This window comes from Curtobacterium citri, from assembly GCF_030362955.1.
Taxonomy (GTDB): domain Bacteria; phylum Actinomycetota; class Actinomycetes; order Actinomycetales; family Microbacteriaceae; genus Curtobacterium; species Curtobacterium citri.
Map to the genome: position 1 here is coordinate 28,278 of NZ_JAUCML010000005.1, position 21,304 is coordinate 49,581.

18 protein-coding genes are annotated in these 21,304 nt (G+C 73.1%); 7 read left to right on the top strand and 11 right to left on the bottom strand.

Annotated features, from left to right (window positions below; all coding sequences use genetic code 11):
- The 6 genes from QUG92_RS08990 to QUG92_RS09015 all read right to left on the bottom strand — a co-directional run bounded on the left by QUG92_RS08990 (window position 1) and on the right by QUG92_RS09015 (window position 7,513).
- Window positions 1-1,140, bottom strand: a complete 1,140-nt coding sequence (locus tag QUG92_RS08990; RefSeq protein WP_182047944.1) for a zinc-dependent alcohol dehydrogenase — start codon at window positions 1,138-1,140, stop codon at window positions 1-3.
- Between the two features lie 148 nt (window positions 1,141-1,288).
- Window positions 1,289-2,617 (bottom strand): NAD(P)/FAD-dependent oxidoreductase, encoded by a 1,329-nt coding sequence (locus QUG92_RS08995; RefSeq protein ID WP_069710865.1) that lies wholly within the window; start codon window positions 2,615-2,617, stop codon window positions 1,289-1,291.
- Between the two features lie 35 nt (window positions 2,618-2,652).
- Complete coding sequence (locus QUG92_RS09000; RefSeq protein ID WP_069710864.1) at window positions 2,653-2,859, bottom strand: hypothetical protein; 207 nt, start codon at window positions 2,857-2,859, stop codon at window positions 2,653-2,655.
- Window positions 2,860-2,868: 9 nt separating this feature from the next.
- Entirely contained in the window at window positions 2,869-4,668 is a 1,800-nt protein-coding gene (locus QUG92_RS09005) for a DEAD/DEAH box helicase (RefSeq protein ID WP_289458932.1), read from the bottom strand.
- Between the two features lie 164 nt (window positions 4,669-4,832).
- On the bottom strand, window positions 4,833-6,083 hold the full coding sequence (gene dinB / locus QUG92_RS09010) for a DNA polymerase IV (protein WP_069710863.1): 1,251 nt from the start codon (window positions 6,081-6,083) through the stop codon (window positions 4,833-4,835).
- A gap of 272 nt (window positions 6,084-6,355) precedes the next feature.
- On the bottom strand, window positions 6,356-7,513 hold the full coding sequence (locus QUG92_RS09015) for an acyl-CoA dehydrogenase family protein (RefSeq protein WP_289458785.1): 1,158 nt from the start codon (window positions 7,511-7,513) through the stop codon (window positions 6,356-6,358).
- 23 nt (window positions 7,514-7,536) lie between these two features.
- Between QUG92_RS09015 and QUG92_RS09020 the strand changes: the two genes are divergently transcribed.
- Window positions 7,537-8,331, top strand: a complete 795-nt coding sequence (locus QUG92_RS09020) for an SGNH/GDSL hydrolase family protein (RefSeq protein WP_182048054.1) — start codon at window positions 7,537-7,539, stop codon at window positions 8,329-8,331.
- A 46-nt stretch (window positions 8,332-8,377) separates the two neighbouring features.
- On the opposite strand, the gene QUG92_RS09025 is transcribed toward QUG92_RS09020, so the two are convergent.
- Window positions 8,378-9,781, bottom strand: a complete 1,404-nt coding sequence (locus QUG92_RS09025; protein WP_289458786.1) for a serine hydrolase domain-containing protein — start codon at window positions 9,779-9,781, stop codon at window positions 8,378-8,380.
- Between the two features lie 10 nt (window positions 9,782-9,791).
- Window positions 9,792-11,039 carry a D-alanyl-D-alanine carboxypeptidase family protein gene (locus QUG92_RS09030; RefSeq protein ID WP_289458787.1) on the bottom strand — a complete coding sequence of 416 codons (1,248 nt, stop codon included), beginning with the start codon at window positions 11,037-11,039 and terminating at the stop codon, window positions 9,792-9,794.
- A 127-nt stretch (window positions 11,040-11,166) separates the two neighbouring features.
- Between QUG92_RS09030 and QUG92_RS09035 the strand changes: the two genes are divergently transcribed.
- Window positions 11,167-12,312, top strand: coding sequence for an acetamidase/formamidase family protein (locus tag QUG92_RS09035; RefSeq protein WP_289458788.1), 1,146 nt, complete (start codon window positions 11,167-11,169; stop codon window positions 12,310-12,312).
- A complete protein-coding gene (locus QUG92_RS09040; protein WP_289458789.1) occupies window positions 12,309-13,904 on the top strand; it encodes an AtzH-like domain-containing protein in 1,596 nt (531 codons plus the stop codon). Before QUG92_RS09035 ends, QUG92_RS09040 begins: the two co-directional genes overlap by 4 nt.
- 9 nt (window positions 13,905-13,913) lie before the next feature.
- Here QUG92_RS09040 and QUG92_RS09045 read toward each other — a convergent pair whose 3' ends face one another.
- Complete coding sequence (locus tag QUG92_RS09045; protein ID WP_289458790.1) at window positions 13,914-14,744, bottom strand: TrmH family RNA methyltransferase; 831 nt, start codon at window positions 14,742-14,744, stop codon at window positions 13,914-13,916.
- A 74-nt stretch (window positions 14,745-14,818) separates the two neighbouring features.
- Between QUG92_RS09045 and QUG92_RS09050 the strand changes: the two genes are divergently transcribed.
- From QUG92_RS09050 to QUG92_RS09060, 3 genes are all read left to right on the top strand, one after another.
- Window positions 14,819-15,694: a Sir2 family NAD-dependent protein deacetylase gene (locus QUG92_RS09050; protein ID WP_182048056.1), complete on the top strand. Its 876-nt coding sequence runs from the start codon at window positions 14,819-14,821 to the stop codon at window positions 15,692-15,694.
- Complete coding sequence (locus tag QUG92_RS09055) at window positions 15,691-16,326, top strand: histidine phosphatase family protein (RefSeq protein ID WP_289458791.1); 636 nt, start codon at window positions 15,691-15,693, stop codon at window positions 16,324-16,326. Before QUG92_RS09050 ends, QUG92_RS09055 begins: the two co-directional genes overlap by 4 nt.
- A gap of 103 nt (window positions 16,327-16,429) precedes the next feature.
- On the top strand, window positions 16,430-17,149 hold the full coding sequence (locus QUG92_RS09060) for a hypothetical protein (RefSeq protein ID WP_289458792.1): 720 nt from the start codon (window positions 16,430-16,432) through the stop codon (window positions 17,147-17,149).
- Between the two features lie 94 nt (window positions 17,150-17,243).
- Here QUG92_RS09060 and QUG92_RS09065 read toward each other — a convergent pair whose 3' ends face one another.
- Both QUG92_RS09065 and QUG92_RS09070 read right to left on the bottom strand, forming a co-directional pair.
- On the bottom strand, window positions 17,244-18,326 hold the full coding sequence (locus tag QUG92_RS09065; RefSeq protein ID WP_289458793.1) for a glycosyltransferase family 4 protein: 1,083 nt from the start codon (window positions 18,324-18,326) through the stop codon (window positions 17,244-17,246).
- Entirely contained in the window at window positions 18,323-19,333 is a 1,011-nt protein-coding gene (locus QUG92_RS09070) for an alpha/beta fold hydrolase (protein WP_289458794.1), read from the bottom strand. Before QUG92_RS09070 ends, QUG92_RS09065 begins: the two co-directional genes overlap by 4 nt.
- A 215-nt stretch (window positions 19,334-19,548) precedes the next feature.
- Between QUG92_RS09070 and treS the strand changes: the two genes are divergently transcribed.
- Complete coding sequence (gene treS / locus QUG92_RS09075; protein WP_182047410.1) at window positions 19,549-21,261, top strand: maltose alpha-D-glucosyltransferase; 1,713 nt, start codon at window positions 19,549-19,551, stop codon at window positions 21,259-21,261.
- The last annotated feature ends 43 nt before the right edge of the window (window positions 21,262-21,304 follow it).

Here is a 21,304-nt window from a genome sequence, read left to right on the forward strand (position 1 = left end):
TCACGGCACGATCACGGTCTTGATGCAGTCGTCGAGCTTCGACGAGAACAGGTGGTAGGCCTCGTCGATGTGCTCGAGGGGGATCCGGTGGGTGACGATGTCGCTCGGGCGGAAGTGGCCCGCCTGGATGTGCTCGAGCAGCCGTGGCCACTGGCGCTTCACCGGTGCCTGGTTCGTGTTGATGGTCAGGCCCTTGTTCATCGCGTCGCCGAACTTGACCGCGCTCGGGATCGGGCCGTACGCACCGACGGCGGACACCGTCCCGCCCTTGCGCACACCGTCGATCGCCCAGTTGAGCGCCGTCGGTGACCCGCCCTGCAGCTTGAGCTTCGACGCCGTGACCTGCTGGGTGAAGTTCCCGTCCGCCTCGGCACCGACCGCGTCGATCACGCTGTCCGCCCCGAGGAAGTCGGTCTGCTGCTTCATCTCGAGCACCACGTCGTCGACCTCGGCGAAGTTGATCGTCTCGGCGTGCGCGAAGGTCCGCGCCTTCTCGAGCCGGTACTCCAGCTGGTCGACCACGATCACACGGCCCGCTCCCATGAACCACGCGGACCGGGCAGCGAAGAGCCCGACGGGTCCGGCGCCGAGCACGACCACCGTGTCGCCCTCGTGGATCGAGGCGAGCTGCGCCCCGAAGTACCCGGTGCTCAGGGCGTCGGTCATGAGGAGCGCGTCCTCGGCGTCCAGCCACTCGGGGACGACCGACGGACCGACGTCCGCGAAGGGGACACGAACCCGCTCTGCCTGTCCGCCGTCGTAGCCGCCGGTGGTGTGGGAGTAGCCGTAGATGCCGCCGACCGCGGTGGCGTTCGGGTTCACGTTGTGGCAGTTCGAGAACAGCCCCCGCGCACAGAACCAGCACGATCCGCAGTACACGTTGAAGGGGACCATCACGCGGTCCCCCACCGTCAGGCTGCTCACCGACGAGCCGACCTCCTCGACCACACCGATGAACTCGTGCCCGAAGGTGTGCCCGACGCGGGTGTCCGGCATCATGCCGTGGTACAGGTGCAGGTCGGACCCGCAGATCGCGGCCCGCTCCACCCGGACGACGGCGTCGTTCGGGTGCTCGATCCGGGGGTCCGGCTTCTCCTCGACGCGGACCCGGTAGGGCCCGCGGTAGGTCATCGCGCGCATGGGCGCTCCTCTCGCTCGTGCTGCCCACGCTGACCGCGGGGACGTGCAAGGAGGCCCAGGACCGCGTGATCTGTGCAGTCACACCACACGACGGACGGGAGGCGCGGGGCCAGCCGGCACCGCGCCTCCCGTCCGTCAGGTGGTGACGTCAGCTCTTGGAGGCCTCGACGAAGTTGCGTCGCGGGTCGGTCTCCTTGATGAGCGAGGTCGCGTCGCGACCGGACACCGCGCCGGTGATCCAGCCGATGACGATCCGGACCTTCCGGTTCAGGGTCGGCATCGCGTACACGTGGTACGAGCGGTGGGCGAGCCACGCGAGCAGGTTCGTCATCTTGACGCCCTTGATGTTCGCCGCGCCCTTGCCGACGCCGTACGACGCGACGGTGCCGATGGACGGGTGGCGGTACTCCTCGAGCGGCTTGCCCGTGATCGAGGCGACCACGTTGTCCGCTGCGACGACGGCCTGGCGGACGGCGTTCTGCGCGTTCGGCGGGTAGTACGCCGGCTGCTTCTCGGCCGTCAGGTCGGGGACCTGCGCGACGTCGCCGAGGCCCCAGACGCCCGGGACGACCTCGTGCGTGTCCTCGGCCTCGACCTGGAGCTTCGCGTTCGCGGCGAGGTGCCCCTTCGGGCCGCGCGGCAGGTCGGTCGCGTCGAGGAGCGGGTTCGGCTTGACGCCGGCGGTCCAGACGAGCAGACCGGTGGCGAACTCGTCGCCGTCGGAGAGCTTGACGACGCCGCCCTCGCAGCTCGGCATGGTCGTCTTCAGGCGGACGTCGATGCCGCGGGCCCGGAGCGACTCGAGGGTCCACTTCGACAGCTCGGGGCCGACCTCCGGGGCGACGCGGTCGAGCGCGTCGATGAGGACCCAGCGCGGCTGCTCGCCGGCGAGCGACGGGTAGGTGGCGATGGCGGCCTGCGACACGTCGAACAGCTCGCCGATCGCCTCGACACCGGTGTAGCCACCGCCGACGAAGATGCTGGTGAGCAGGCGACGACGCTCGTCCTCGTCACGCGTCGCCGCGGCCTTCGCGATGTTGTCGAGCAGCTTCGCGCGGACGTAGGCGGCCTCCTCCACGGTCTTGAAGCCGACGCCGACCTCGTCGAGGCCCGGGGTCGGGAAGGTGCGCGTGACCGACCCGAGCGCGACGACGAGCTGGTCGTAGCCGAGGGTGCGGTCGTCACCGCCGGCCGTGGCGATCGAGACGGTCTTGTCCTTCGACGAGATGCCCGTCACCTTGCCCTGGATGACGCGGGTCTTCTTGAGCGCACGACGCAGCTCGAAGGTGACGTCCTTCGGGGCGATGTGCCCACCGGCGACCTCGGGCAGGAACGGCAGGTACGTGTAGTACGTGTTCTGGTCCACGAGCGTGATGCGCATCGGCACGGTGGCGGCGTGCTTCTGCAGCTGCTTGACGGTGGTGTAGCCAGCGGAACCGCCGCCGAGGACGAGGACGTGAGGGATCGAGTCTGCCATGCGTCCGGTCTACCGGACTTTGGCCCCCGGTGTCATCAGCCGCGCGGGCGGTCGCGCAGACGCCACCACGCGGTCTCGGCGAGTTCGGGACCGGTGTACACCCCGTGCTGCGTCCGACGGGACTCCGTCAGGGAGAACGCGCGCAGCCGGTAGCCGCCGCCGAACCGGTCGACGATGGCCTCGGGTGACGCCTCGGCGTCGCGCCGGACGTACCATGTGCGGTCGTCCACGGGGTCGAGCACGTCGCGCGCCTACCGGCGTCCGCCGATGCGGGAGCGCAGCACGTCGATGCGCTTCTGGATCTGCTCGATGCTCGCCTGCGCCACGGCCGGACCGCCGCTGATCCGTCGGAGTTCGGCGTGGATCGCGCCGTGCGGCTCGTTCGAGTGGCGCGACCAGATCGACACGAGCCGCGCGAGCTCGGTGCGCTGCTCCTTGATCGTCTGGTACATCGGCCGGTCCACGTCCTCCTTCGGCTTCGGCAGGCCGTCCTTCGCCGTGCGGCCCTTCGAACGCTTGGCCTGGGTCGCCTGGCGTGCACGGAGGAGGTCGCGCACCTGGTCGGGTTCGAGGAGCCCCGGGATGCCGATGAAGTCGAGCTCCTCGAGCGAGCCGACCTCTCCCCCGGTGCCGAACTCGCCGCCGTCGTAGAGCACCCGGTCGAACGAGGCCTGCGAGTCGAGCGCCTCGAAGGGCTGCACCTCGAGCAGGCTCTCCGAGGCCCGGTCCTCCTTGTTCGCCTCGGCGACCATGGCGTCCTCGGGGTTGTACATCCCGTCGTCGGCGTCCTTCGGCCGGTCGAGGGCGTGGTCCCGTTCGAGTTCGAGCGACGCGGCCAGCGCCATGAGGTTCGGCACGCTCGGCAGGAACACGCTCGCCGTCTCGCCGCGGCGCCGGGCACGCACGAAGCGGCCGATCACCTGCGCGAAGAACAGCGGCGTGCTGGCGCTCGTGGCGTACACGCCGACGCAGAGCCGCGGGACGTCGACGCCCTCGGACACCATGCGGACGGCGACCATCCAGCGCGACGTGTCCTCGGCGTACGCCTGGATGCGGCTCGACGCGGCGGCCTCGTCCGACAGCACGACCGTGGGCCGCTCGCCGGTGATCTGCTGCAGGATGCGGGCGTAGGCCCGGGCGGTGGTCGTGTCGGTGGCGATGACGAGCCCGCCCGCGTCCGGCACCCCGCGGCGCACCTCGGTCAGGCGCTTGTCGGCGGCGGACAGCACGGCGGGCATCCACTCGCCCTCGGGCGACAGGGCCGTGCGCCAGGCCTGGGCGGTGATGTCCTTCGTCACCTGCTCGCCGAGGGACGCCGACATCTCGTCGCCCATCCGCGTCTTCCAGCGCATCCGACCGGCGTAGGCCATGAACAGCACCGGGCGGACGACGCCGTCCTTGAGCGCCCGGCCGTAGCCGTAGTTGTAGTCGGAGATCGAGGTGCGGATGCCCTGCTCGTCGGGGGCGTACTGCACGAACGGGATCGGTGAGGTGTCGGAGCGGAAGGGCGTGCCGGACAGCGAGAGCCGGCGGGTGGCCTTCGTGAACGCCTCGCGGATGCCGTCGCCCCAGGTGAGCGCGTCGCCGCCGTGGTGGACCTCGTCGAGGATGACGAGCGTGCGGCCGCCCTCGGTGATCTTCTGGTGCACCTCGGGGTTCATGCCGACCTGGGCGTACGTGATCGCGACGCCCTGGTAGTGCCGGCCGTACATCCCGTCACCGTTCTTGAACATCGGGTCGATGCGGATGCCCACCCGGTCGGCGGAGTCGGCCCACTGGCGCTTCAGGTGCTCGGTCGGTGCGACGACCACGATGCGGTCGACCGTGCCGCGGGCGAGGAGCTCGGTGGCGAGGCGGAGCGCGAACGTGGTCTTGCCGGCGCCCGGGGTCGCGGCCGCCAGGAAGTCGCGCGGCTCGGTCTCGAAGTACTTCGTCAGCGCCTCGACCTGCCATGCGCGGAGCTTCGACGCCGTGCCCCAGGCGGCGCGCTCGGGGAACGCCGGGGACAGGTGTTCGGCCGCCGCGTTGCCGGCGTTCTCCGCCTGCTGCACGGCCTCGTCGTGGGGGCGGGCGGTGCCCTCGGCGACCGACTCCGGTCCGTCCGCGGACCGCTGTCCGGCACCGTCCGCGCCGCGTCCGGGACCCTCGTCCCACAGCGTCGCGGGCTGCTGCTGGTCGTCGTACTCCGCTGCGCTCACTGCACGAGATCCTACCGTCACGCCGGGTCCTGCCGGGCGTGCGGCGGGCGCTGCTCGGGCGTGCCGCGCACGAGCGAGGCCGGTCGGAGCACGCCGGCACCGAACCGTGCGGCGACCGCGTCGACGGTCGTCTCGGTCTCGCGCCACGGCGCGTCGTCGTCCCACAGCGCGTTGCTCGCGGCGGCGGGGACGAGGTTCTCCCCGCGGACGCCGATGAGTCGGATCCGGTTGCCCGGACGGTGCAGGACGTCGTAGAGCTCGACCGCCTCGTGGTGCAGGCGCTTGGCGACGTCGGTCGGCTCCGCGAGCGTGCGGGAGCGGGTCAGCGTCGAGAAGTCGGTGTACCGGACCTTCAGCGCGACCGTGCGGGCCTGCACGCCGGCCCGGCGCAGGCGCACGGCGACCTTGTCGGACAGCCGGAGGAGCTCCCGGGCGACGTCGTCGCGCTCGGTGAGGTCGCGACCGAACGTGACCTCGTGCCCGACCGACTTCTCGCTGACGCCCGTGTCGACCACGCGCGGGTCCCGCCCCCACGACAGGTCGTGCAGGCGCTGGCCACCGGCCGGCCCGAGTGCGGCGACGAGCGACGGCAGCGGGGTGTGCGCGAGGTCGCCGACGGTGCGGATGCCCCGGCGTTCGAGCTTCTCCTGCGTGGTGCCGCCGACCCCCCAGAGCGCGGACACCGGTTGCGGGTGCAGGAACGCCACGGTGTGCTCGGCGGGCACGACGAGCAGCCCGTCCGGCTTCGACCGGCTCGACGCGAGCTTCGCGACGAACTTGGTGGACGCGGCGCCCACCGAGCAGTGCAGGCCGGTCTCGGCGAGGACGGCCGCGCGGATCGCCCGACCGATCTCCCACGGGGTGCCGTAGAGCCGCAGTGCGCCGGCCACGTCGAGGAAGGCCTCGTCGATCCCGAGCTTCTCGACCCGGGGCGTGAACTGCTCGAACACCCGCATGACCGCGGCGGACTTCGCGCTGTACTTCTCGAAGTGCGGTTCGACGATGACGGCGTTCGGGCACCGGCGCTTGGCGACGGCCATCGGCATGGCGGAGTTCACGCCGTACTTCCGGGCCTCGTAGGTGGCGGCGGTGACGACCGAGCGGTCGGAGTCGTGCCCGACGATGACCGGCAGGCCGACGAGGTCGGGTCGGTCGAGCAGTTCGACGGACGCGAAGAAGGCGTCCATGTCGACGTGCAGGACCGTCGCCGTGCGGTCGTCGACGGGACGGTCCGAGACCAGTCGGTTGCGTCCGTCCTGCTTGCTCACCCGGCGATGATGCCACGCCCCACCGACAGCGTCGGGGCTACGCCGGCGGGCCGTGGCGCACGCGGCCGCGCTGGCGGTGCACGTGCGTCGGCATCATCCGACGTTCCACGCGTCGATCGACGCGTGCGGTGTCGCTCGGTGCGCACGTACCGTCTGCACGTGCATGGTCCGACGTTCCACGCGTCGATCGACACGTGCGGTGACGCAGACCGCGTGCCGTGCCGTGCCGGCGCCGACGCAACGACGCCCGCCGCACCGCGGGAGCACCGGGGCTACGCCAGCGGGCCGAGCTCCGCCGCGGCGATCGTCCGCGCCGCCGAGTCCCGCGTCGACGGGTGGTACTGCCCCGCCCGGACGTCCCGTGCGAGCCGTGCGAGCTCGGACGACGACCGGTACGCCGAACCACCGGCGAGCCGGAGTGCCTCGTCCACGACGTGCTGCGCGGTGTCGACGGTCCGGGCCTTCGTCCCGACGAGCAGCGGGAACCACCGGGCCCCGAGGTCGTCCTGCTCGTCGACCGACCGTGCCAACGACGCCACCTGCAGGGACACCGCGTCGACGGCGCTGCGGAGGTCGGCGACGGTGCGGCGGACGTCCGGGTCCTGCGACCGCGGCACCCCGTCCCGGTCGTGGCGAGCGGTGACCGCCGCGACGGCGAGCTCCAGCGCGCGCGACGCGATCCCGACGTACACCGACGCCACGAGCAGCTCGAACGCGGCGAACACGCCGAACACGAGCGGGTCCGCGGTCGGTCCGACCGGCAGCACCCGCACGATCCGGTCGGCCGGCACGTGCACGCCGTGCAGCCGGGTGGTCCGGCTCTGCGTCGCGCGCATGCCGAGCGTGTCCCAGTCGTCGAGGTGCTCGACGTCGCCGTCGGAGCGGAGCACGAAGCCGTGCACGAGCCGCGGCTCCGGCCCGCTGGTGTCCTTGCCGAAGACGCTCAGCACGTCCCACGCCGGCGCCAGCGACGTCGAGACCTTCGTCCCGGTGAAGCGGTAGCCGCCGTCGCCGTCCGGCTCCGCCGTCGTCGACGAGTCGAACAGGACGGCGTCGTTGCCCGGCTCGCTCACCCCGAAGGCGAGCAGGTGGTCGTCGGCGGCGTGGTCGGTGACGGTCTGGAGGAACGTCCCACCCCGCGCGGCGACCGCGCGCGCCGCCTGCACCCAGACCTGGTGCATCCCGAGTCCGAGCGCGGTCGCCGGTGCGGCCTGCGCGAGCCGCCGCTGCAGCGCAGCCGTCGCGGCGAGCCCGAGCCCGGAGCCACCCCGCTCGACGGGCACCCCGATCCGGAGCCACCCCGCCGCGCGCAGCTCGTCCAGGTCCTCGGCGCAGAAGACGTTCTCGGCGTCGTACCGCGGTGCCCGCCCGGCGATCCGCTCGAGCAGGTCCTCCGGCAGCGTCCACGCCGACGTGTTGCCCATCGTCATGGCACGAGACTACGGTCGCACGGGTGTCAGATCGTCATCCGTGGACCAGGTACGTCGCGATCGGTGACTCGTTCACCGAGGGCATCGGGGACCCGGACCCGACCGCCCCCGGCGGCAACCGCGGCTGGGCCGACCGGGTGGCCGAGGTGCTCGCCCACCGCACCGACGGTCTCGCCTACGCCAACCTCGCGATCCGCGGCCGGTTGCTCGGGCAGATCGTCGACGAGCAGGTCGAGCCCGCCCTCGCCCTCCGCCCGGACCTCGTGACGGTGTCGGCGGGCGGCAACGACATCATCCGGCCCGGCTCGGACCCGGACGAGCTCGCCGAGCGCTTCGACGGCATGGTCGAGCGGCTGCGGAGCGACGGGGCGACCGTCGTGCTCTTCACCGGCCCGGACGTCGGCATGACCCCGGTCCTCGGCATGGTGCGCGGCAAGACCGCCGTCTACAACGAGAACCTGCACGCGATCGCGCTCAAGCACGGTGCGGTCGTGGCGGACATGTGGGCGCTGCGGGTCCTGCGCGACCCGCGGATGTGGGCACCGGACCGCCTGCACCACTCCCCGACCGGGCACGCGACCGTCGCCGCGGCCGTGCTCGACGCGCTCGACGTCGACCACGGTCTCGAGCCGTTCGTCCCGGAGCCGCTCGAGGCCCGGCCGTGGCGCGAGGCCCGCGTCGAGGACCTCGGCTGGGCGCGCGAGTACCTCGTGCCCTGGGTCGTGCGGCGCATCCGGCACACGTCGTCGGGCGACGGCGTCCGACCGAAGCGGCCCGAGCTGCTGCCGGTCGTCGCGCGCGGTTCCGACACGCCCTGACTCCCGCTGCCGACCGCTGCCGACCGCCGCCGACAGCCGGCGGTCCTCAGTCGGCCGGGCGGCGGAGCGTGAGCGGACCGTCGTGGAGCGGCTGCGTGACCCACTCCGCCGTCGCCGTGCCCCGTGACGGGTCCAGGCGGAGGCGCGCGGCGTGCGGCGTCTCGACGAAGCGCACCCCGAGGTGCACCGAGCCGTCGGGGTCCGTCGCCCCGCTCGCCGCCAGGGGCCCCTCGGTCGCCCACTCCCCCTCGCCGACCGGGACCGAGAGCAGCCCGCCGTCGACGTCGACGGTCACGCGCCAGCGATCGGCGTCCCGCTCGAGCCGGAGGCCCTCGAGGACACCGGCCGTCTCGTAGGACCCGGCAGCGTCGTCTGTGAGGCGACCGCCCGCGACCGGGGGCAGCCCCAGGGCGGCGAGCCGCGCCTCCAGTGCGGCGTCCGCGCCTGTGCGGGTGTCCGCACCCGCCTCGGGGTCCGCAGCCGTGTCGGTCGGACCGTCGATCGCGGGGAGCAGGTGCTGCCAGGCCGCGTCGAGGACGGCCTGCATGTCGAGGCTCTGCCCGGTGAGCGCGAGGACGACGTCCTGCTCCGGCAGGACGACGCAGAACTGGCCGTAGGCGCCGTCGCCACGGAAGCCGTGGCGTGCCATCCAGAACTGGAAGCCGTAGCCCTGCCGCCAGTCGACGTTCTCCTCGTCGGGGTTGGCGACCTGCGCGGTCGTCGCGGCCTCGACCCAGTCCTCGTCGAGGATCCGCTCGCCGTCCCACACGCCGCGCTGCAGGTACAGCTGGCCGAGTGCGGCGACGGCCGACGTCGGGGCGTGGCAGCCGCTGAAGCCGAGTTCCGCGCCGGTCCCGTCGCGCGTCCAGGCGAGGTCGTCGATGCCGAGCGGGTCGAGCAGGCGCGGCCGGAGCCACTCGACGAGCGAGCCGCCGGTGACGCGCCGGACGATCGCGCCGAGCGTGTAGGTGCACGGCTGGTTGTAGGCGAAGACCGTGCCGGGCTCCTCGTCCGGCGGGGTCAGCAGGAAGCCGCGCACGAGGTCGGCCGGGTCGGCCGCCCGGGCCCGCTCGAGGGTCTCCTCGCGGTGACCGCTCGCCATGGCGAGGAGGTGCCGGACGCGCATCCGACGACTCCGCTCGTCCGTCACGTCGGCGTCGAGCTCGGGGAAGTACGACAGGACGGTCGCGTCGAGGTCGACCAGGCCCTGACGGACCGCGATCCCGACGGCCGCGGCCGTGAAGCTCTTGCTCAGCGAGTAGAGCAGGTGCACGCGGTCGGCGGCGTACGGCGCCCACCAGCCCGACGCCGCGAGCCGGCCGTGGCGGAGCAGCACGATGCTGTGCGGTTCGACGTCCGGCGTGGACTCGAGGGCGTCGAGGAACGCGGCGACCCCGCGTGCGTCGATGCCGAGGGCGGACGGGGTGCTGCGGGGGAACGTCGTCGTCACGCCGCCGACACTACGCGGCGGCGGCGTCCACGCCCTGGAACGGGTTCGTCCACCGCCACCAGACGCCGGGGTCCTCGATGGACCGTTCGAGCACCAGCGGCACGGTCACCGGGTCGTGGTGCTCGATCGTGAAGCGGACCGCGCCGACGCGCTCCCCGCGCTCGCCGAAGGTGATCCGCTGCAGGCGTGCCTTCGCGGTGACGGCCGTCGTGCCCCAGACGAGCACCTCGGCCGGCTCCGCCGCGACGGCGTCGGCCTCGTCGCGCCAGGGGGTCGAGAAGGTCCCGAACGTCTGCCCGGCGTGCGTGAGCGTCACGACCTGGAAGTTGTCGGCGACCGACCGCAGCAGCCGCTGCACGTCGACGTCGAGCGCGTCGTGGTCGACGCCGCCGAGCATCACGCCGACGACCGTCACCGACCGACCGCCCCGCTCGTAGGTCGCCGCGAAGAGCAGGCACGCGCCGGCCTCGTCGAGCGTGCCGGTCTTGATCCCCTCGATGCCGTCCAGGCCGAGGAGCTTGTTCGAGTTCTCGATCGCGCCGGCACCGGGGACGCTGACCTGCTTCGTCCCGACGATCTCCTTGACCACCGGGTCCGCCAGGGCCAGCTGCCCGAGCCGGACGAGGTCCGTCGCGGTCGACCGGTTCGCGGGGTCGAGGCCGGTCGGCTCGTGGATGGTGGTGTGGTCGAGGTCGTGCTCGTCGAGCCAGGCCGCGGCCGCGCGCTCGTAGGCGCCCATCGAACCGAACGCCCACAGCGCGAGGGACCCGGCGTAGTTGTTCGCCGACTTCATCAGCATGACCTGCATGGTCTGGTACTCGGACAGCCGCAGGCCGTCCGGCATCGGCGCGACCTCGCCGTTCTTCGCGAGGTAGGTCGCGTAGAGGGCCTGCATCTCGGCGTCGAACCGGATGGACGGACCCGCCTGCCCGACCTCGAGGGGCTTCTCGTCGAGCACGACGAGCGCGGTCACGACCTTCGTGATGCTCGCGATCGACCGGGGATCCGTGTCCCCGCTCGTCCGGAGGCTCTCCGGGAATCCGGTGGCCTGGACGGCGGTCGCTCCGTAGCCCGGGAAGCGGAGCTCCGGCAGCGTCGACGTCGGCGGCACGTACCGGGCGGTGGTGGCGCTCGCCGGGGCGAACGGCACGACGGCCGCGGCCACCAGGTAGCCGACAGCCAGCAGGAGCACGACGACGACGCCGATCGTCAGGGGCCTCCGGACGGCGGATCGGGGGCTGCGGACGACTCGTGGCACGGCACCACAGCGTAGTCGGCGGTCCCGCGGGCTCGGCTGGACGCGCGAGGCGACCCCGTGTGACGAACACGTAAAACATCGGCGTCCGGGCCACGACGCCGGTGCCGTCGGCCCTAGCGTGCTGACCATGCTCCACGGAACCACCCCGGACGTCGACACCGCCCCTGCCGCCCCCACCGGTCTCCCGGTGCTCCAGCCCGGGTCCGGCCCGGTCCGGTCCGCCCGGTACCTGCCGGCGGTGGCGGACGAGGTCCTGTGGGGTCGGTTGCCGAACGCCGACGACCGGCCGGTGCTCACCGTGGCGTCCGGCGACGACGTCACCGTCGACACCGTGAGCCACGAGGGGATCCTCCCCGACCAGGGCAGCGACCCGGTCGCCTTCTTCGCACGCCACGGCGTCCCCCGCGAGCACGTGCTCGAGGACGCCGTGGCGATCGCCCGTGCCGGACGGCGCGACCTCGAGGCCGACGGTCCGCACGTCGTGACCGGGCCGATCGCCGTCGAGGGAACCGAGCCCGGCGACGTGCTCACCATGACCGTGCTCGAGACCCTGCCGCGCGTGCCGTACGGGGTCGTGTCGAACCGGCACGGCCGCGGCGCCCTGCACGGCGAGTACCCCGTCGACGGCCGCACGGTCAGCGTGTTCGCCGAGGTCGTCCCCGCCGACCGCGTCCCCGGTGCCGACGGCCCGCGCGGGCGCATCCCGCTCACCGAGGGCGGCGACCGCGCCGCGCACTTCCCGCTCGCACCGTTCCTCGGCATCATGGGCGTCGCGACCACCGGGGAGCGCCGGCACTCGGTCCCACCGGGGCGGCACGGCGGGAACCTCGACGTCAACCTCCTGCAGGTGGGCGCGCAGCTCCACCTCCCGGTGCTCGTGCCCGGCGCGCTCGCCTACGTCGGGGACCCGCACTTCGCGCAGGGCGACGGCGAGGTGGCGCTCACCGCGATGGAGGCGTCGCTCCGGGCGACGATCCGGTTCGACGTGACGCCGGCCGCCGAGGCGGCGCAGCGGTTCGGCGAGCTGGTGTGGCCACTCGTCGAGACGCAGGAGCACCTCGTGCCGACCGGGCTCGACCCCGACCTCGACGAGGCCGTCCGCGCCTGCGTCCGACACGCGATCGCGATCCTCGGGGCGCGGTACGGCATGGAACCGCACCTGGCGTACGCGTACCTCAGCGCCGCGACGGACTTCGACGTCTCCCAGGTCGTCGACCTCGTCACCGGCGCCCACGCCCGGATCCGCAAGGCCGACTTCGCGGACGTCCGGTGACCGCCTCGACGCCGGCGCCCGACGGTTCGACGCCGGCGCCGGACGCCTCGGCCGCCGCGCCGGACGGGCTCCTCGCGGCGCTCGACGCCTACGAGCGCGCCCTAGCCGCCGACGACCTGCCCACCCTCGACGACGCCTTCGTCCGCTCCCCCGACACGATGCGCGGCGACGACCGCGGCCTCCTGGTCGGGCACGCCGCGATCAGCGCCTTCCGCGGGGCCCGCGGCGGGATCGCCCCACGGAGCCTCACCCGCGTCGAGGTCCGGCCGCTCACCGACGACCTGGCGCTGGTCGTCTCGGTCTCGACCTCGCACGCCGGTGGCTCCGGTCTGCAGACGCAGCTGTGGCAGCGCGACGCCGACACGTGGCGGATCGCCGCGGCGCACGTCACCGGCCGTCCCCGAGCCCTCGACACGACCGTCTGGCGCGTCGTCGGCGACCCGCTCCTGGCACCGACGGGCAGCGGCCCGCTCGACGGTGCCACCGTCGCGGTCAAGGACCTCTACGCGGTCGCCGGACACCGCACCGGCGCGGGCACCCCGACCTTCCTCGACGAGTCGACGCCCGCCGCCGCCTCCGCCACGGCGGTCGCAGCGCTCCTCGCCGCCGGCGCGTCGGTGCGCGGCATCGCGCGCACCGACGAGTTCGCCTACGCGCTCACCGGACGGAACGAGCACCACGGCACGCCGCCGAACGCCGCCGTCCCGTCCGCCCTACCGGGAGGCTCGTCCAGCGGCTGCGCGTCGGCCGTCGGTTCCGGGACGGCGGACGTGGGCCTCGGCACGGACACCGCGGGTTCGCTGCGGATCCCCGCGTCCTACCAGGGCCTCTGGGGCCTCCGGACCACCCACGGTCTCGTCGACCGTGCGGGGCTGCTGCCGCTCGCGCCGTCGTTCGACACCGTCGGCTGGCTCACCCGGGACGCCACGACGCTGCTCCGCGCCCTGGACGCCTCGGTCCCCGATCGATCGCCGACCGCCGACGCCGGTACACCGGTGGTGCTCGCCGAGCTCGTCGCCGCCGCGGACCCGGCGACCCGGGAGGCCTTCGGGGACGCCGTCGGGGACCTGCCCGTCGTCACGCTCGACGACCTCGGCCTCCCGCCGCTCGAGGACCTGCGCGAACTCCTCCGGCTCGTGCAGGGCGCCGAGGCGACCGCGGTCCACGGTCCGTGGATCGCCGCGCACCCGGGAGCGCTCGGTGCCGTCGTCGGTGCCCGGTTCGCCGCGGCGGCCGCGAACCCCCCGGCAGCCGTCGCCGAGGCACGCGCCCGCCTCGACGGCGTCCGTGCCGCGGTCCGGACGGCGCTCGTCGGCCGGCTGCTCGTGACGCCCACGGCACCGGGTCCGGCGCCGGCGCTCGCCTCGGGCACGGCCGAGCTCGAACGCGTCCGCACCGCGACGACCACCATGACCGCGCTCGCGAGCGTCGGCGGCGTCCCGTCGCTCAGCGTCCCCGCGCTCACGGTGGGCGGGGCACCCGTCGGGCTCTGCCTGACCGGCGGGGCCGGGACGGACCGTGCCCTGGTGACCACGGCAGCACGCTGGACGTCCGACGGGGTGGGGGCGGGCCTCCCGGCCGTCACGGCGTGAGTGCCGGGGTCAGCCGGCCGAGGGCCGCACCGCGCGCTGCGCGTGCGTGACCGCCCAGAGCCCGACCGCGCTCGCGGCCGCGACGTTGAGGGAGTCGACACCGTGCGCCATCGGGATGCGGACCGTCGTGTCGGCGGACGCGATCGCGGCGTCGGTGAGCCCCTGGCCCTCCGTGCCCATCACGAGCGCGACCCGCTCCGGCACGTCGGCGACGAACGCGTCGAGGTCGACCGAGCGGTCCGTGAGCGCCATCGCGGCGAGGTGGAAGCCCTGTGCCCGGAGTTCCTCGCCGGCGGCCGGCCACTCGCCGATGCGCGTCCACGGGACCTGCAGCACGGTGCCCATGCTCACCCGGACGCTCCGGCGGTACAGCGGATCCGCGCATCGCGGGCTGACGAGCACCGCATCGGCGCCGAGGCCGGCGACGCTCCGGAACACCGCGCCGACGTTGGTGTGGTCGACGACGTCCTCGAGCACGACGACGACCCGGGCGTCGCGCACGACGTCGGCGACGGACGGCAGGACCGGGCGGTGCATCGCCGCGAGGGCACCCCGGTGCATCCGGAACCCGGTGAGCTCCTCGAGCAGCGCGTCCGGGCCGACGAACACCGGGCCGTCGTGGTCGGCGACGAGCGGCAGGACGCTGTCGAGCCACTTCTCCTGCACGATGACGCTGCGCGGCACGTGGCCGGCCCGGACCGCCCGCTCGATGACCGTGTTCGACTCGGCGATGTACAGGCCGCCCTCGGGTTCGGTCACCCGGCGGAGCGCGACGTCGGTGAGCCGGGCGAAGTCGTCGAGACGGGGGTCGTCGAGGGAGTCGATGCGGACGGGGTGCACGGGGCTCGTTTCGTGGGAAGGCGGCTGGGCGTTCGGCTGTTGAGGGTACCGTGGACGACGTGCTGACCGACCCGATGCAGGACGAGCTCGACCGCGTCGTGGAGCTCCTGGCGGGCAAGCGGATCGCCGTGCTGTCCGGAGCCGGACTGAGCACCGACTCGGGCATCCCCGACTACCGCGGCGCCGGCCGCGTCGTGCGGAAGCCGATGACGTTCCAGGAGTTCCGTGCCGACCCCGCCAAGCGGCAGCGGTACTGGGCCGGGTCGCACCTCGGCTGGCGGACCTTCGCCGCGGCGCGCCCGAACGCCGGTCACCGGGCGCTCGCGGCGCTCGAGGACGCCGGGGTCGTCGGCGGCGTGGTCACGCAGAACGTCGACGGCCTGCACCTGCGTGCCGGGTCGCGCCGGGTCGTCGAGGTGCACGGCTCCATGGACCGCGCGGTGTGCCTGACCTGCGGGCAGGTGTTCTCCCGCGCCGACCTCGCGGCCGTCCTCGACCGGGACAACCCGTGGATCGACGAGCCCGGCACCGTCCAGCTGCAGCCGGACGGTGACGTCGAGATCACCGACGTGGAGCGGTTCCGGGTGCCCGACTGCTCGGTGTGCGGCGGCGTGCTCAAGCCCGACGTCGTCTTCTTCGGCGAGTTCGTGCCGGCCGAGAAGTTCCGCGAGGCGGTGTCGATCGTCGCCGACGCCGACGCCCTGCTCGTCGTCGGGTCGTCGCTCACCGTCAACTCCGGCGTCCGGCTCGTCGACCACGCCACCCGGAGGAAGCGCCCCGTCGTCATCGTCAACCGCGGCGCGACGCGGAGCGACCGTCGGGCCGTCGCCAAGATCGACGCCGGCACGACCGAGACGCTCGAGGCCCTGGCCGCGCGGCTCCTGCCCGCGGCGAGCCGACCGGACACGACGGACCCGTCCTCCGGGTCGTCTGCGATGATCGACCGGTGACGACGCTCCTCACCCTGGTCCGGCACGGCGAGACCGACTGGAACGCACAGCGCCGCATCCAGGGCTCGACCGACATCCCCCTCAACGACACCGGCCGGTCGCAGGCCGCCGCCACGGCGCTCCTGCTCGGACGGCGGCGCTTCGACGCCGTCGTCGCGTCCCCGCTCTCCCGGGCCTCCGAGACGGGCGCGATCATCGCCCGCCACCTCGGCCTGCCGGAGCCCACCACCTACCCGGGACTCGCGGAACGGTCCTACGGAGAGGCCGAGGGGCTCACCGACACCGAGGTGACCGAGCGCTACCCGAACGACGACGTGCCCGGGCGGGAGTCCCGCGCCGCACTCCTCGCGCGGGCGACCGAGACCCTCGCCGAGATCGCCGTCCGCTTCGACGCCGGGTCGGTGGTGGTGGCAACGCACGGCGCGGTGATCCGGAGCGTCGTCAACGCCGCGGCCCCCGGGACCGCCGAGCGCTGGTCCACGCCGATCCGGAACGGGTCGGTGCACTCCTTCCGCTGGGACCCCGAGCGCTTCCGTGCCGAGCTCGTCCGGTTCGACGACCCGCTCGACGAGGTCTCCGAGCAGACCGGCGACGAGTCGTTCGTGGAGCAGAACCCGCTCGAGCGCCGCTGAACGACTCCCGTCGCTGTCCGGACGGCGCTGAGCGCCACTGTCCCTGCCCGCCGCTAGGCTCCGATCCACGATCGGACGGCCAGCGTGCTCGGAGGGGGAGGCGATGACGACACAACCGACGGGACCCGGGGACGACCCGGACGACCTCGACCGCGCGTTCGGACCGGACACGGCATCGGTGACCCGTCCCCCGGTCGCCCGACGGGTCCGGAGCGGATCGGTCATCGCACTGGCCGCCGCCGTCACCGGGGTCGTGCTGGTCCTCGTGCTCTCCACCATCATCGGGAGCATCCAGAACGGCGTCGGTGGGATCTTCCCGCAGCCCGACGCAGCCCTCGACCGGCTGCGGACGCTCGCCACCGACGTCGACGGCGTCGCGTCCGTGCAGGACGGAGCGACCGAGAAGCGCTCCTTCGCGAGCTGGGACGTGTCCGCCGTCGTGGTGGCGGACGGTGGTCTGTCGCACGGCGAGCAGACGGACCTCGTGCGTGCTCTCAGCGCAGCGGTCGCGGCCGCGGACGGGAACGGTGTGCGCGTCGGTGTCGAGGCCCGCTTCGACGGGCTGCGCGTCGGGGTCTCGAACGACGCCGCCACCTCCGTCCGGCGCCTCGACCTCGCGCGGACCGTCGGGACGATCGGCGGCGTGGTCGGGGTGTCCTGCTCCTGGGGTCCGGACGGCCCGTCGGACGAACCGGCCGACCAGCGCGTCGTGGTGCTGACGGTCGGGCGGGGCGTCGCCCTCGCGGCGATCGTCGACGTGGCGACGGACCGGACGCACCGGGTGTTCCCGGGGGCGACGATCGGCTCCGCGCGGCCGTCCTGACACAGCGGCGCACACCGTCGATGTGCTCCGGCCGCGGTCCGGTGCCGCGGCCGGTCAGTACCGACCGCGCTCGATCAGCGCCGCTCGCGGTCCGTCAGCGCCGCTCGCGGTCCGTCACGGCGCGTTCCACCGCGCGGACGACCTGCTCCGCCGAGTCCTGCCACCGGAACCGTGCGGCGCGTTCGAGCGACGCCCGCGACGCGTCGTCCCAGCGTTCCTCGACGCGGCGGACGGCCGCGGCGACCGCGGCGGGTGACGACGGGTCGAAGTACTCGGCCGCGTCCCCGCCGATCTCCCGGAAGATGGGCACGTCGCTGACGACGACCGGCGTCCCGACCCCCATGGCCTCGACCAGCGGGATGCCGAAGCCCTCGTCGTACGAGGCCGTGACGAGTGCCGTCGCCGTCCGCAGTGCCGCGAGGTACTCGTCGTCCGACGCCCCGTCGTGGAAGACCACGGCGCCCTCCGGGGCCAGACGCTCGAGCCGGTGGCGGTCGGCGTCGCTCACCCGGGACATGCAGTGCAGCGTCCAGTCGGGACCGAGGAGCGGGAGCGCCGCGGCGAGCGTCTCGACGTTCTTGTACGGCATGAACGAGCCCATGTAGACGAGGGAGCGCTCGCGTCCCGCGGCGGGGTCGCGCGGTTCGGCCGGGTCGGCGGCGTTGTACGCCACCGTGACCGGTCGGCTCGTCAGCCGGTGCGCCTCGATCAGGCGTGCGGTCGTCTCCGACACCGTGACGACGCCGTCGGCCCCGTTCAGCAGGAACCGCTGCGGCGCCCAGCTCAGGTGGAAGAGCCGCCAGCCGAGCCGGATCGGCCACGAGAACTCGCGCGGGGGCGTGCGGTTCCGGTAGTAGATGAGGTCGTGCAGGGTGAGCACGAGCGCGTAGCGACGGCCGCGGGACCCCATCGTCTGCATCGGCGAGAACACGGCGTCGAGCCCGAGCCGTGACACCCGTCGGGCGACCAGCGGCTCCCCCGCGTCGGTCGGCGCCGGGATGCGCTCCCACGGGATGCCGGCGGGCAGCTGGTCGAGCTGGCGGTCGTCGTGCACCAGGAGGACGTGGTCGTGCCGGTCGGGCAGGTGCGCGACGATCCCGGCGGTGAACCGGCTGATGCCGTCGTGTCGCCCGATGCGGACGTAGCGGCAGTCGATCCCGATCCGGAGTCGCCTCACGACGCCGTCTCCCCGGTCGGCCCGTCCTGCGGTGGCGTCGGCTTCGGTGGCGACGCCTTCGCGGATGCCCGTCCGGTCGTCGACCGCTTCGCACCGCCGCGCGCCGAACGCTTCGCGGGCGTGTCCGCCATCCGCCGGAGCACGGCGTCGGCCGCTGCTCCCGGCGTCTCGTAGTGCACCAGGTGCCCCACGCCGGGCACCACGACGAGCTCGGCGTCCGCCAGCCGCTCAGCCAGTCGGCGCTGCGCCGGCACCGCCGTGATGTCGTCGTGCTCGGCCGCGACGAGCAGCACCGGCACGTCGATCCGGTCCGCGTACTCGGACACGTCGTGCGACACGGAGGTCCGGAACGCCTCGAGCACGCTCGTCCGGTCGGCGAAGGCTGAGAAGTACCGGTCGTGCTGGTCGTGCACCCACCGGCGCGTGTCGCGGTCACGCGTCTTGAGCATCGCGACGCTCATGCCCCGCACGATGGCCGGGTTCCGGAGCAGTCCGAGGCCGAGCGGGCGGGGCAGCACGGCCCCGGCGCGGTAGTAGCCGACCGCGATGGCGGTCGCGACGCCCCGGGGGCCCTGCAGTGCCGGGGCGGCGATCGGGTTCACGAGCACGAGCAGCCGGGTCGCGAGTCCGGCGGCGACGGTCGCCGCGGTCACGATCGACCCGAACGAGTGCCCGAGCACGACGGTGTCGACGCCGAGTCCGAGGGCGCGGTGGAACCCGGTGAGCCAGTCGACGTAGGCACCGATGTCCGACACCGGGAGCGGGTCCGAGACGCCGAAGCCGGGCAGGTCGGGCACGATGACCCGCACTCCGCGGAGGTGTGCCGCGATCGTCTCGAGCCCGTGGTGGTCGCCGCGGAACCCGTGCACCGCCAGCACCGTCGCGGTGGCGTCGGCGGGGCCGTACTCCCAGTAGTGGGTCGTGCGGCCGTCGACCGCGACAGCGCGGTGCACGACCGGGGTCGCGGCCACGAGCGACTGGTACGGGGAGATCACGGGTGGTTGCATCGCGGCCAGTCTACGAAGCCGCACCGCGGCGGCGGGCACTCCGCGCCCGGCGGTGGACGACGACGGGCGGGAGGCGCCCTGTGGAGGAGGGTGTGCCTCCCGTCCGGCCACCCGGCGCGGTCGTGACCGCAACCCGCGGACAGCAGCAGCGGGACGCGCCTACTGTTGGTCGGGTCGGGCCACGCCACCGGCCCGCCGACGACTGAGGAGCACGCTTGACCTTCACGGCCCCGATCCAGCTGCCCGGACTCACGCTGGACCCGCAGTGGTACAAGCGTTCGGTCTTCTACGAGTGCATGATCCGCTCGTTCGTCGACTCGAACGGCGACGGCATCGGGGACATCCAGGGCGTCATCGGCAAGCTCGACTACCTCCAGTGGCTCGGCGTCGACGCCATCTGGCTGCCGCCGTTCTTCCAGTCGCCGATGCGCGACGGCGGGTACGACATCTCGGACTACCGCGCGATCCTGCCGGAGTTCGGCACGCTCGACGACTTCCGCGAACTCGTCACGAAGTCGCACGAGCGCAACATGCGCATCGTGATCGACATGGTGATCAACCACACCTCGGACCAGCACGAGTGGTTCCAGCAGTCCCGCGAGGACCCGGACGGCCCCTACGGCGACTTCTACGTGTGGCGCGACACCGACGAGCACTACGAGAACATCCGCATCATCTTCGTCGACACCGAGGAGTCGAACTGGACGTTCGACCCGGTGCGCCGGCAGTTCTTCTTCCACCGGTTCTTCTCGCACCAGCCCGACCTCAACTTCGAGAACCCGGCCGTGGTCGAGGCTGTGTACGACGTCGTCCGGCACTGGCTCGACCTCGGCGTCGACGGGCTGCGGCTCGACGCCATCCCGTACCTCTTCGAGTCCGAGGAGGGCAACGGCGAGGGCGAGCCGGAGACCCACGAGTTCATCAAGAAGCTCCGGTCGATGGTCGACGACGAGTACCCCGGTCGCGTCCTGCTCGCCGAGGCGAACCAGTGGCCGCGCGAGACGGCGGCGTTCTTCGGTACCGACGAGGAGCCCGAGTGCCACATGGCGTTCGACTTCCCGGTGATGCCGCGCATCTTCTACTCGCTCCGCGCCCAGCACGCCGCCGAGCTCAAGGCGATCCTGTCCGAGACCCTCGACGTGCCCGAGAAGGCCGCGTGGGGCGTCTTCCTCCGCAACCACGACGAGCTGACGCTCGAGATGGTGAGCGAGGAGTACCGGCAGGCGATGTACGGCTGGTACGGCTACGACCCGCGCATGCGGTCGAACATCGGCATCCGCCGTCGCCTCGCACCGCTGCTCGACAACTCCCGCGCCGAGCTCGAGCTCATCCACGCCCTGCTGTTCTCGCTGCCCGGGTCGCCGTTCCTCTACTACGGGGACGAGATCGGCATGGGCGACAACATCTGGCTGCCGGACCGCGACTCCTCGCGCACGCCGATGCAGTGGACGCCGGACCGCAACGCGGGCTTCTCGACCGCGGACCCGGGCAAGCTCTACCTGCCCGTCGTGCAGTCGCTCGTCTACAACTACGCGCAGGTGAACGTCGAGGCGCAGCTCGCCCAGTCCCGGTCCCTGCTGCACTGGGTCCGCAACGTGATCCACGTCCGCAAGGCGCACCCGGTCTTCGGCATGGGATCACTGCAGGTGCAGGACACCGACAACGACTCGGTGCTGGCGTTCGTGCGCTCGTGGGAGGGGTCCGGGCAGCAGTTCGGCCCGTCCGCCGAGGACGTGCTCTGCGTGTTCTCGTTCGCCACGAACCCGACGTCGGTCACGATCACGGCGCCGGAGTTCGCCGGTCGGCCGCTGTACGACCTGTTCGGCGGCGGGTCCTTCCCGTCGTTCGACGAGGACGGGACCGTCACGCTGACGATGGGGACGCAGTCCTTCTACTGGCTGCACGTCGGGCGGCCGGTCGCCCAGTAGGGCGGTCGCGTCGTCCGGCGCGGTCGTCGTGTCCGGACGGGAG